This is a genomic window from Rhodopirellula bahusiensis, assembly GCF_002727185.1.
GTDB lineage: Bacteria > Planctomycetota > Planctomycetia > Pirellulales > Pirellulaceae > Rhodopirellula > Rhodopirellula bahusiensis.
Map to the genome: position 1 here is coordinate 1 of NZ_NIZW01000046.1, position 12,086 is coordinate 12,086.

The window sequence follows — 12,086 nt, forward strand, 5'->3', positions numbered from 1 at the left end:
AAGTGGACCTATCAGGGCACGCTTCTGGCTGCTTGAGGATCTGGTGAAAATGAGGTCATCAAGCGGCACAAAATCGTTCCGGAGGCACTAGCGTATTGGCATTTCGCACGGCATTTCTCGAATGGGCGCTCGAGCGTTTCCCAGATCTTGCCGCTGAATTTGTGGGCGAATCGGCGAAGATGCGCGTGCACATTGCCTTTTCGCGTTTCTACCACGCAACGCAGAACGCGATCGACGATGGCGATAGCGAGCTCGTAAAAGCGTACTTCCAGATCGCGGATCGGGTGCTGGCCCATGCACACCCGGAAATGCGGTCACTGTTTCATGTTGTCTTTGTCGAACACCTAAAATTCGATGATGGTCGCAAATCACGTTCGTGGGCTCTTGGACAGCTTTCCGCCCGGCTTCGCAACGAGTTCACGTCCTCTCTTGGTTGCTCTGAAGAAGTTCTTGCAAAACTAAACTGATTTGGACGTTCCCGACAACATGGGTTTCACGTTGAGCCCTTTGGCAAAGCTTCCGTGTTTGGCAGAGCTGGCTGGCCTTGGTTGGATTGCTTTGGCTTTTGCCATTGTCTGCTTCGTTCTTGGCTAGAGTCGCAACTTCGAAAGAATTGAACACTCGCGACATTTCGTCGGCGCAAACAAAAAGCCATGTCCTTGGACATGGCTTTCGTTGCTCGGTTTTGAAATCGAGATGATGAGGCCAACCGTGATCAGTTGGCTTTGTAAGCGTCGCGAAGATCGCGAATCTTGTCGTGGCCGGCTTTGACCTTGGCGTATTGGGCGGTCAAAACATCGTTCATGGCACTGCCTGCGGTGTCCTTCAAGACATCTTCGTAGGCTTCCTTGATGTGGTCTTCGCCACGTTCGGCTTCGATCAGGATCACGGTGGCATCGCCACCGTTCAATTTGCCGCGAATGTTGATCCAGATGCGGTGGGTTTTTGCTGCGACGCTGCCATCGTCTTCGGCGTCTTTCCCATTGAACTCAACGTACTGTTGCAGTTCGCTCGCCATGGCCGATCGCTCGTCGCCGATGTTTTTGAAGAGTGCCGAGAGACGTTCGTCCTTCAGTTCTTCTGCGGATTCGTGGAACCCGTTGTACGAGTCGATGTTGGCACGGATCAGCTTCTGAAGCTTTGCGATGGTGGTTTCGTTCAAATCAATTTTAGTTTCAATCGACATTTCAAATCCCTTATTTCGTTGTGGTTATTTTTTTCATCAAGCGGTTCGCTTGTTGAAAGAACTGAGTTGCAACTACCGTGCCGGAAACTCCGGTTCATTGAAAACATTGGTGGATCGAGATCAAAAGCCCGCGGGTGTCAACGTGGTCGCGTCTTCGATCTCGTTTTGCGTCGGCAAACGATGAATTTGAATGGAGCTCGATGTTGGATCGAATTCGATCAGTTCGCGTTCCGCGAAGGCATTCAGCCATGATTCCATCGGCCAGATTCCCCATTTGTTTCGGAATCGCTCGGCGTTTTGAACGATCGGCTGAAGATGATTCAGTGGCGGCTTGCAAACCGAATGGTGCTGGTGATAGGCCACTGCGTTGAGGAAACCGAATGGCACTCCCGCCTTGCGTGCTGAGAATGAGAAGTCGGTGTCTTCGCCTCCGTAGCCATCGAAAGAATCGTCGAATCCACCGATCCTTTCAAACGACGAACGAGTGATTGCGAAACAAAGTGACCAAAACATTTCGTAACGATCAGAGGCCAAGCGATCCTTTCCTTCGAACGAAGGTTGCAGCGGATGATCGACTGCGAGTCGCTGTAAATTCTGGGTTTGCCATTCTCCACTGGCAGCACCGGCGGGAAGGTAACGAGGACGTCCCATCCAAAGGCGATCCTCATCACTCAAAGCATTCGTCATTTTGCCAATCATGCCGGATGACGGAATGCAGTCCACGTCCAGAAAGATCATGCCTTCGGTTTCGCACAGAGCAGCGGCGTGATTGCGAGCCTGAGCCAATGGCAACGGTTCCGTCGGGTGATCAACGCTGCTGGTGCGAATTGGAAGGCGATCACAGTCCGGGATAGAAACCTCTTGGTTCATCCCCACGATGATCCACTCGTGCGGTGTGACTTCTGACTGCAACAGGCCTTTCAGTTGGTTTTCGAGGTGAGCCTGGCGGCCTCGAACAATCGTTAGCACGCTGGTGATCATAGTGTGACCAACTCCGCTGACATTCGTGCTTCGTGGGACCACTGAGCGACTTGGGAGATGTGGTCGGCCGCCTGACGGGCACCGCCTCCTTCAAAAACAACGTCCCAGCGCGACGGATTCAAGTTCATTGCCCGTTCAATGAGCGTTCGCCACTCGGAGGATACCGGCCATTCAGTAAGCCCAATTGCCAGGCGTTCTCGATCGAGAATCATCGCTTTGCGAATTTGTTCTTCAAAGGGACGATCTTCCGCGATCGCGATGACTCGACATCGAGCATGCCCGAGTTCCATCACGCTATTGTGACCGGCGGAAGTGACCACGACACTGGCGTCAGCGATCCAATTGTCGGGCCGATCTTGCCATCCGGCGAAGAACAAGTTTGCAGGTGTCCGTCCGAAGTTCGAATCATCGTCCTTTCCGAGAACGACCCAGTCAGCGTGCGGAACCGAAGTCGCCGCCTCTCGCAAGTGTTGGTGAACGTCGCCCGTGCCTCCTCGACCAAACATCACGACAATCATTGGCCGCTCGCGTTTCGACTTGTTTCGTTGCGATTGGTTCGAAGTTTCGATTGTTTGCTCGCGGCAAAACCCATCCAGGTAGACCGTTTTGTCTCGCACAAAGTCGGGTGTGATGTCATCTTCCATTGATTCCGGAAATGGAGCCAGCAGTGAATGGGCGGCTTCGTAAGCGGCCAAGTGAGCTGGGTCGTCGCGACGTCCATGTTGACGCATCACGATCTGAGGAATCGATGCCAACCGCGTGAGCATTGAGATCTCTGCGGAGACATCGACCACCATCACGTCGGGGCGAGTTTCATCCAACCAACGTGTGTACTGGGCAACTCGCTTCGTGATTGAATCGGTCCATAGCGGTGCGTAGTGCAGAGCGGAGACGTCTTGTGCGTGCTGCATTCCACGCACTGGAACGTCGTCATTGTCGCATTCGATTCCGACAACGTTCGCAAGCGTCGGGCCGTTCCAATCGAGGTCATGAATCCGGCTGGTCACAACCGATGCGGGCACTTGCAATTGTCGAAGGATGGCTTCGGTCCGATGCTTGTGGCCCATTCCGTGATAGTGGACATAGAAGCCCACATGAGGTTGGCGATCGATCACGCGGCAACCTCATTCGGGAAGCTCCAGTCGGATTGGCTTTGGTACAGCGACTCGTATTGTTCCATCATCCGGTCGAAGCTGTAGTGTTCCTGGGCGACTCGGCGACAAATTTCACCGGGCAGCCTCATGCATCCAAGAATAGCCTGAGCCAGTTCGCGAACACTGCCTGGTTTGGCCAATCGTCCGGTGGATTTGCCAATCAATTCCGGCAATGCACCGCGATTGAAAGCTGCGACGGGAGTCCCGCATGCCAGCGATTCTGCGACGACCAAACCGAAGGGTTCGTCCCAACATGGTGTAACGAGTGTCACCGCTGATTGGCTGATCAACGTACACAGTTCTTCGTGGGTGCGGTGTCCGTGGTAGGCGTCTTCTGGACGAAGCAGTGGCTGGACTTCCGTGCTAAAGTAGTTTTGAGCCGAGATGGGGCCGACGACATCGAGTGGAATGCCGGCGCGATGTGCTGCTCGCAACGCCAAGTGCGTTCCTTTGTCCGGCAGAATGCGACCAAACCAAATGGCTCGCCGCTGCTTTTCTTCTTTGCAACGTACCCAGAATGAAGTGTCGATTCCATTGTGGATGACCGATTGCTCGGGTAGCAACGAACGCCAAGTATCCGCGTTTGCATTCGAGATGTTAATGAATTGCCCGCACGCTTCCGGGCCGCGTCGACGCAGTTCCACTGCCATACGAGGCAAGACGGGGGCATGCAGCGTCGTCATCAAAGGTGTTGGAAGCAGATGTGAGAACTGCAAAGGGATGGGACTGAGCGAGTGATTGTGAATCACATCAAAATCACTCGTGCTGAGTTGCAGCATCAGTGCCGCGTAGGCTTCGTCCTCAACGCTTTCGATCCAATCATGACACATTCGTCCGAGTCGAGCATTGGATTCGGGAATGGTTGCGTTGGGTGTGATGCCTGTGAGAGGCAACTGCGGATCCGAGTCGCCAGAAGCAAACAATGTGACTTCGTGACCTCGGTTCACCAATGCGTTTGTGTACGCGTGAGTGAATGCTTCCAAACCTCCTGCGTATGGTTTCGCGATGGGAAATTTGAGATGACCTATGATGCCGATTTTCATCGCGAGTGGCTCCCCAGCCGATGGAGTTTGAAACGGGTGATTGATACTCAGATCATCCGTGATGTCGTTTTCGATTCCGTCGGCTTCGGCTTTAGCAACGACTGTGCCAAAGGTCGTGGGGAGATACTCAGCGGCGTTGAGTTGCGACGACGGACACGCGTTCCGCGACCGGATTGATGACTCCTGAATCGGTTAGCTTTCGATCAGATTGGTTGATCAATGTAGCCATCGATGAGAGCAAACGAGTCAGCATTCCACTGCCGGAACTCGGGCCAGCATGCGCGCTGGCTACTTGATGGTTTGCCTTGGTTTGCCGCTGTGAAAAGCTGGTGGTGGACATTGTTAGTTCCTGTTTAAGTTGTCACGTTGGGCGACGCGATGCGCTGGCACGTGTTTCGCTTGCGTAGTCGCGAACGATCTGCGAGCTTTCACTGCATTTTTTGAGCCAGAGGCTGAACGCGTTTTGTTCAACGTCGCCATGTCGCGATCCACGCACTTTCAGTTTTTGATCTGACCGCCGACGATTGGCCGCTGTCCATTCTCTTGTAGGAACTCATGTCCGAATCGCCCCGTCGTATCGAAACCGACGCGTACGGATATCGTGCGATGGTGGCGGTTGCGATTCCGCTGGCGGCCACCGTAGGTTGTTTCTCGATCACGCTCTTCACCGATCGAACGCTTTTGATGTGGTACGGGCCGACTTCGTCAGCAGCTTCGATGGCAGCCGGCAACTTGTATTGGGCGATCGCTTGCATTCCCGTCACCGCAATGGGCTTTATTACCCCGCTCGCAGCGATGGCGATGGGGAAGAAGCTCGGTCGGGGAGCGGTTGCGCTTCGGGTTTGGTCGCTGCTCTGGCAATGTTTGTGGTTCACACTGGCTTGCGTTCCAGCGTTCGCATTGATCGGTTGGATGAGCCCCGATTTGTTCGAAGCGTTTGGACACGACATTGAACTGGCGCAACAGGAGGCTCGCTACTTTCAAACGTTGTTGTTGGTCGCGCCTGCATCCATGTTGGAAGCCGGCCTGACCGCGTTCTTCGTAGGAAGACGAGTGACCCGGCCGATCTTGCAAACCAACATCGCTTCGTCGGTGCTGAATGTCGGATTGGACTATTGGTTCATTTTCGGCGGGTTGGGCTTGCCCGCGATGGGTGTCTTTGGAGCTGCTCTCGCAACGACCATTGCGATGTGGTTCAAAGTCGCTGTGTTCGCGATGATGTTGATGCGTTTGAATTCGTTCGGACGCCACGTTGGTGCCGCATGGCGACCGAGTCGTCGTGTCATGAACGAGATCATCGTGCCGGGATCCGCGATTGGATTGCAGCAATTGATTCGGTCAGGCTTGTTCAGCTTCGTGTTGTTGGTCATTGGTGCGGCATCGGTCACTGGTTTGGCGGCGACCTCCGCCGCGCTCACCATGTATCAGTTGCTGTCCATCCCCGCGATTGGCTTGGGCACCGCGGTTACGGTTGTTACCGGGCAAGCACTGGCATCCAAAGGAATTGGGTTGGCATCGGAAACCATCCGTCGAGGGATTGCGTTGGGCTTGGTCGTGGCAATGACACTGGCGATTGCACTCGCCGCATTCCCTGAGTCGCTGTTGCAAATTCCGTTGGGCGGGATCAGCGAGCAAGAGAGAGAAGAAATCCAACCGCTTGCGATTCGCTTGATGCGGTTTGTGGCCGTCTATGCTTTGGTGGACGTTGCCAGCCTGATACTGGCGGCCTCAGCGAAAGGGATCGGCAAGTCGTTTGTGATTCTGGTTGCGACGGCAATTCCTGGTTTCTTGGTGGTTGTCGGTGGATGGTTGCTCGCGCCTGATGGATGGCTTCGGGCTGGATCGATCGCGGGGGAAGACCAGATCGTGCTTCATTGGTGGTCCGCGTTGGTGCTTTGGTCGGCGGCTCAGGCTTTCGTTTTGGCGGGCAGTCTTTTCTGGTCAACGAAGCAGTCTTCGGAAGCGGCATTGGCCTGAACAGGTACGCAAGTGTCATCGGGGATGTGAGCCGCTCGGCGTTCGCCACAGTTCCTGCACCTGACTGTGGACTGTGAAATGTTGGGTGTTGTGGACCGTCGTCGTTTGCGAAAGCTCTGTTCTACGACCTTGCCCCAACCGGGCGGTCCTAGCGTTTTGGGTTGTAGGTTGGCAACTCTTGGCCGACATCCGCAAATCTGGCGGGCAAGAGTGCCTTTTTGTACCCCACATCTTTTGGGAGCCGCTTGCGTTGGGAATACAAGCGGTTTAAGGCTAAACATCCCTTGCCGAGGAATCATTAGTGTTTGATTAGCGGCGATTAGTGTTCCCTTGACCGCTCTGGTGGAACACTAATCCACTCTGATCGGACACTAATCTTTGGTGTTTCGAGATGTGGGGTATAAAAAGGCAAGAGTGCCCATCCTACATGCGTTAACGTTTTGCTGACGACTCGATCGACACTCACCGAGTCCGCCGAACGCTTGGCTTCTGCGAGAATCTGGTTGCTCGGATAATTGAGCGTTGCTAGACTTTGAAGCATGAAAACTCCGCTCTTCATCGCTCTGTTGGTCGTCAATTTATTGACGTGCCCTCTGCGTTGCTTCTCGTGTCAAACGGAAGCAACATGCGATGAAAGTGTTGCTGAAGCAACCTGCAGTTGCTGCCATCACGATGAATCATCTGCACCAGTGTCCACGTCGGATCTTGATCCCATACGTGGCGACTCCTCCCCATGCGGAGACGATTGCAATTGCATGAACTGCATTTGCGAAGGTGCCGTTCTCGAGAGCGATTTGGATCTTCCCGATCTCAGTTTGGTCGTTGCTTGGACCAATGTGGTCGATGTTCGATCGAAGTCGCTTTTCTCCTCCGATGCGAATTGGTGTTCGCGTCGTGACTTGCCGTTTTGCGCGAGTCTATCTGGCCGTCAGGTGCGTCTTGCGCACCAATCTTGGCTGATTTGATCTTCCAGGTCGTTCTGTAATCGCGTCAGTGCTGAAGATGCGTTGCTGCGCGTTCATTGATTGAGACCTCGTTGGATCTGTGGTCAGTGATTGCACTGCGTGATGTTTCCGTCGTGCTTTGACAACCTGTTTGGATCGGCTCGCCTTCGATCCGTTTGTTTGCCATCGCAGAACAGACGATGGTGCTCATTACGCGTTTGTATCCTGTCTTGAATGGAAGAATTGAGAATCATGTTTTGTTGGAAACGGAATGGATTGAGTTTGGCCGCTTTGGCTTTTCTCAATTCCGCTTTGCTCGGTCCTGGACCCGCGTCAGCGGAAACGCTGATTAAGGAGAAACCGGCTCATCAAATCGTGATGACCGTGGGCGAGATGTGTGGCGGATGCGTCAAACGAATCACCGCTCGGTTTGATTCGGTGGATGCTGTCACCAAGGTCGTTTGCAGTATCGAAAAGAAGTCGGTGACCTTGGTTCCCAAGGACGGCGTGAAGCTGAGTCCCAAGGGAATCTGGGAGATCATGGAGAGCATTGGCAAAACGCTAAAGAAGATGATCACTCCCGACGGCACGTTCACGTCCAAACCAAAGCGTTGAAGATGAGATTTGCCATCCGTTTCTGCATCCAACTTATGTCCCAAGGCGATCGCTGATGCTGTTGCCTTGGGAATACGGCGTCCGCAACCTGGCCCGGCGTCCGGTCCGCACCGCGTTGACTTTGGTGGCATTGGCCACCGTGGTGATGTTGGTGTTTGTGGTCGTTGGATTCATTCGCGGCTTGGAACGGTCGCTCGCGATCAGCGGGGATGAAGACGTGGTGTTGGTGTATTCGGTGAACTCGGAAGAGAACATCGAGAACTCCTCGATTGCCGCTCGGACCCCTTCGTTGTTGGCGGCCAGCCTCGATGGCACGATGAAACGTTTCGGCGTCAACCATGTCTCACCGGAGCTGTATCTGGGCACACGCGTCGCCACTGAATCGGGACCTAGTGGACTCGGTTTGGTACGAGGCGTTGAAACGTCGGCACCGTTGGTACGCCGTTCCGTTCAGTTGGTTGAGGGAACGTGGCCGGCGGACGGCGAAGTGATGGTTGGCCGCTTGGTCGCCACGAAGCTTGGGCGCGAACCGAATGAATTGGAGCTTGGCAGGCAACTCGAATTCGAGGGACGCAAGTGGACAATCAGTGGCCGGTTCGCTGCCGGCGGGTCGGCCTACGAATCTGAAATCTGGTGCCCCTTGGGTGACTTTAAAACCGCGACCAAACGACAAGACTTGAGTCTGGTCGCGATTCGATTGCAGCCCGGTCGTTCACCCGCGGAGGTTCAGTTGTTTTGCAAAGAACGATTGGACTTGGAACTGCGAGCGATTCGCGAAACGGATTACTACGCCTCGCTGCAACAACATTACAAACCCGTTCGAGTGTTGGCGTGGTTTGTGGTGGTGCTGGTTTCCGGCGCGGGTGTGTTTGCCGGATTGAACATGATGTACGGATCCGTTGCCGGACGGATTCGAGAGATCGCAACGTTGCAAGCGATCGGATATCGAAGGTTTGCGATTTTGCTGAGCGTGGTCCAGGAGGGCGTCTTGTTGGCGGCCGCTGGATCGTTGTTGTCCGGGGTGGTGGCGTTGCTGCTGCTCAACGGCATGGCGGTTCGATTCACGATGGGAGCTTTCACATTGCGGATCGACAGCGTTGCAATTTTGATCGGTTGCGGCGTGGGAATTTTGTTGGGTGTCCTTGGCTCGTTGCCACCGGCACTGAAAGCGTTGCGAGAAGAAGTCGCAACGGGACTGAAAGCTGTTTGACTCGTTAACCCATTTGATAGAGAAGTACCATGAAGCGTTTTCAACATTTTGTATTGGTTGGAGCCATTGCCCTGATCGCTGGTTGCGATGGTGCAGAAGTCGCCGACCAGGATGCAGCCTCATCGACCACAGCGGATTCGGCCTACCTCGCCAGCGCAGAACCAGCGGGCGCGATGCCCGTCGGGGAAGCTCGTGAAAAGGCAGCCGATGGCGAGGAATTGACTTTGGTCGGTTTGATCGGTGGATCCACGGAACCATTCGTCGACGGACTGGCTGCTTTCACGATCGTGGATCCAAAGATCCCGTACTGTGCCGACGAAGAAGGTTGCCCGACGCCTTGGGATTATTGCTGCACGCAGGATCAGGTCAAAGACAACATCGCGACCGTGAAGGTCGTTGATGAGTCGGGAGCCCCGGTTTCAAAGACGGCTCGCGAATTGTTGGGTGTCAATGAACTGGCGACCGTGGTCGTGCATGGCGTTGCCAAACGCGACGACCAAGGCAACTTGACTGTGGAAACCAGCGACGTCTTCGTTCGTTCGAGCAAGTAACCATGGCTGACGCTCCGCTGGATCTCGGTCAACTGGCCATCGACCGCTCGCCAACACAAAGCACTCCATCGCCGGCGTCTCGTCGTCGACGATGGATCAGTCGCTATGTGTTTCCGATTGGAATCCTGGTCGGCTTTGCGGCATTGCTCGCGGTCGCGGCCGGTCGTCACTGGATGCCACGGCAAAGTGTCACCGTGATCCCAGTGATCGCGAAACGTGCTGAGGTCGTTCATGCGGGGCAAACGTTGTTTCAATCACCCGGTTGGATCGAACCGCGACCGACTGCGATCAGCGTCGCGGCATTGGCCCCCGGTGTGATTGAATCGTTGTTGGTGGTCGAAGGACAACCGGTGAAACGTGGCGAACCGGTCGCGCGGTTGATCTCGATCGACGCGGAACTGAACGTCCAGCAGGCAAAGAACACCGTTGCGATCCGGCAGGGTGAACTGCAACGCGCCGAGGCGGAATTGAACGCTGCGTTGGTTCGGTTTGAAAACCCCGTGCACTTGGAAGTTCAGCTCGCCGACGCGCAGAGCATGTTGGCGAGGGCGGAAACGGAACTCGCGAAACTGCCGTTTTTGATCGAGGCCGCCCAGGCGAGCGTCGAGTACGCGCGGAACAACATGCAAGGCAAACGATCTGCTGAAGGCGCGATCTCAGGACGCATCGTTGCTCGTGCGGAAAGCGACCACGCGGCTGAATCGGCCAAGTTGCAAGAGCTGCAGCGTCGCCAACCGAATCTGCAACGCGAGGTCGATGCGTTGAAAACGAAAGTCCGAGCGTTGGAGAAGCAACTGAATTTGTTAGTCGAGGAAACACGACAAGTCGAAGAAGCCAAAGCCAAGGTCGCCTCATCGAAAGCACTATGGGAGGAGGCGAAGCTGCAACGGAAGCAAGCGGAATTGGCTTTGGAACGCAATATCGTCAAGGCTCCCATGGATGGTCGTATCCTGCGTTTGATCGCTTCGCCGGGAACCCGAGTCTCGGGCATGGCGTCCTCGACGGGGCACAGCGCCAGCACAGTCGTCGAGATGTACGATCCCGAACGTCTGCAAGTCCGCGCGGACGTGCGGCTGGAAGATGTGCCAATGGTTCGCCGAGGCCAGCCAGTGGAGATCGAAACCGCGTCGTCGTCATTGGTCATCCAAGGACGGGTTCTGCAAGCCACCAGTGCCGCGAACGTTCAAAAGAACACCTTGGAAGTGAAGGTGGAACTGATTGATCCTCCTCCCACGGTCAGCCCTGAGATGTTGGTCACGGCCACCTTCCTGTCACCTGCGACCGAGTCCAATGTCAACGCGGCAAAAGACAAACAACGCTTGTTTGTTCCGGAGGCATTGGTTCAAACCGGCGAGTCGGGGTCGTTTGTTTGGTGTGTCACGGAAGATGAGATGGCAAGGCAAACTCCCGTGGTGGTTGGTGGCTCAGGGGGCGATGGCTTGGTGGCAATTGAATCGGGACTCAACGTCACTGACAAATTGATCGCCAACGTTCCTTCGGATTTGAAACCTGGCGATTCCGTTTTGGTCGAACGTGAAGACACAACGATGGGGATGAACTGATGGCATTGGTCGAACTGCGTGGCGTCTGCAAAAGTTTTCGCAAGGGTGATGAAACGATCACACCGCTGGACGAGGTTGACCTCGACATCGAGGCGGGCGACTTCGTCTCGCTGATGGGGCCAAGTGGTACCGGAAAAAGCACGCTGCTGAACTTGGTCAGCGGAATCGATCGCCCTGACGCCGGAACAATTCGCGTGGCTGGAACCGAGGTGACCAAGCTTTCTCGCGGCAAGTTGGCCGATTGGCGTGCTGCGAATTTGGGCTACATCTTTCAGACGCACAATTTGATTCCCGTTCTGACGGCTTATGAGAACGTGGAGTTGCCAACGTTGTTGCTGAAGATGACCAGCTCGCAACGCCGGCAACGCGTTGAACTGGCACTGGAAGCGGTGGGGCTGTGCGATCGAGCCGACCACTACCCTCGACAATTGTCTGGTGGACAAGAGCAACGTGTCGGGATCGCGCGAGCCATCGTGGCTCACCCCAAAGTCGTCGTGGCTGACGAACCTACCGGCAGTTTGGATACGGAAACCAGTGAACAGGTTCAGGTCCTGCTGCAGCGATTGAACAAGGAACTTGACATCACGCTGTTGATGGTCACCCACGACACGGACGCTGCCAAAATCGCATCGCGGCAGTTGGTGTTGGATCGTGGCAAGTTTCGTGAGGTTGGATTGGATGAGACTTCGACAGTTAGCAACGCGTGAACAACAAGTGACGTAGCGGAAGGGCGCGAGCCCTCCGGTTCCTCGCCGGGCGGCTTGCGCCACACCGCTAACATCGTCACTTGTTGTTCACGCGTAGCTTAGTTGAACGATAGGTGGCATCAGCTACTTGGTGCAGAATCACAGGTTGGAAGCCTA

General features: G+C 55.1%; 12 protein-coding genes. 7 read left to right on the forward strand and 5 right to left on the reverse strand.

Going from position 1 to position 12,086, the window contains the following annotated elements:
• Nucleotides 1-95 precede the first annotated feature (95 nt).
• Entirely contained in the window at nucleotides 96-467 is a 372-nt protein-coding gene (locus tag CEE69_RS30655; protein WP_099264316.1) for a DUF7674 family protein, read from the forward strand.
• A 248-nt stretch (nucleotides 468-715) separates the two neighbouring features.
• On the opposite strand, the gene CEE69_RS30665 is transcribed toward CEE69_RS30655, so the two are convergent.
• The 5 genes from CEE69_RS30665 to CEE69_RS30685 form a co-directional block, all read right to left on the reverse strand.
• Nucleotides 716-1,186: a PA2169 family four-helix-bundle protein gene (locus CEE69_RS30665; protein ID WP_099264318.1), complete on the reverse strand. Its 471-nt coding sequence runs from the start codon at nucleotides 1,184-1,186 to the stop codon at nucleotides 716-718.
• A gap of 120 nt (nucleotides 1,187-1,306) precedes the next feature.
• Nucleotides 1,307-2,167: a glycosyltransferase family 2 protein gene (locus tag CEE69_RS30670; protein WP_099264319.1), complete on the reverse strand. Its 861-nt coding sequence runs from the start codon at nucleotides 2,165-2,167 to the stop codon at nucleotides 1,307-1,309.
• On the reverse strand, nucleotides 2,164-3,282 hold the full coding sequence (locus tag CEE69_RS30675) for a glycosyltransferase family protein (protein ID WP_099264320.1): 1,119 nt from the start codon (nucleotides 3,280-3,282) through the stop codon (nucleotides 2,164-2,166). The genes CEE69_RS30670 and CEE69_RS30675 overlap by 4 nt, the downstream gene beginning before the upstream one ends.
• Entirely contained in the window at nucleotides 3,279-4,364 is a 1,086-nt protein-coding gene (locus CEE69_RS30680) for a glycosyltransferase family 4 protein (protein WP_099264321.1), read from the reverse strand. Before CEE69_RS30680 ends, CEE69_RS30675 begins: the two co-directional genes overlap by 4 nt.
• Nucleotides 4,365-4,491: 127 nt before the next feature.
• Complete coding sequence (locus CEE69_RS30685) at nucleotides 4,492-4,704, reverse strand: hypothetical protein (RefSeq protein WP_099264322.1); 213 nt, start codon at nucleotides 4,702-4,704, stop codon at nucleotides 4,492-4,494.
• Between the two features lie 215 nt (nucleotides 4,705-4,919).
• Between CEE69_RS30685 and CEE69_RS30690 the strand changes: the two genes are divergently transcribed.
• The 6 genes from CEE69_RS30690 to CEE69_RS30725 all read left to right on the forward strand — a co-directional run bounded on the left by CEE69_RS30690 (nucleotide 4,920) and on the right by CEE69_RS30725 (nucleotide 11,930).
• Entirely contained in the window at nucleotides 4,920-6,341 is a 1,422-nt protein-coding gene (locus CEE69_RS30690) for an MATE family efflux transporter (RefSeq protein ID WP_099264323.1), read from the forward strand.
• A gap of 1,178 nt (nucleotides 6,342-7,519) precedes the next feature.
• Nucleotides 7,520-7,900, forward strand: coding sequence for a heavy-metal-associated domain-containing protein (locus CEE69_RS30705; RefSeq protein WP_099264325.1), 381 nt, complete (start codon nucleotides 7,520-7,522; stop codon nucleotides 7,898-7,900).
• A gap of 55 nt (nucleotides 7,901-7,955) precedes the next feature.
• Nucleotides 7,956-9,110, forward strand: a complete 1,155-nt coding sequence (locus tag CEE69_RS30710; RefSeq protein ID WP_099264326.1) for an ABC transporter permease — start codon at nucleotides 7,956-7,958, stop codon at nucleotides 9,108-9,110.
• 29 nt (nucleotides 9,111-9,139) lie between these two features.
• On the forward strand, nucleotides 9,140-9,661 hold the full coding sequence (locus CEE69_RS30715; protein WP_099264327.1) for a hypothetical protein: 522 nt from the start codon (nucleotides 9,140-9,142) through the stop codon (nucleotides 9,659-9,661).
• 2 nt (nucleotides 9,662-9,663) lie between these two features.
• Entirely contained in the window at nucleotides 9,664-11,223 is a 1,560-nt protein-coding gene (locus CEE69_RS30720) for an HlyD family secretion protein (RefSeq protein WP_099264328.1), read from the forward strand.
• A complete protein-coding gene (locus CEE69_RS30725) occupies nucleotides 11,223-11,930 on the forward strand; it encodes an ABC transporter ATP-binding protein (protein ID WP_099264329.1) in 708 nt (235 codons plus the stop codon). The genes CEE69_RS30720 and CEE69_RS30725 overlap by 1 nt, the downstream gene beginning before the upstream one ends.
• Nucleotides 11,931-12,086 lie beyond the last annotated feature (156 nt).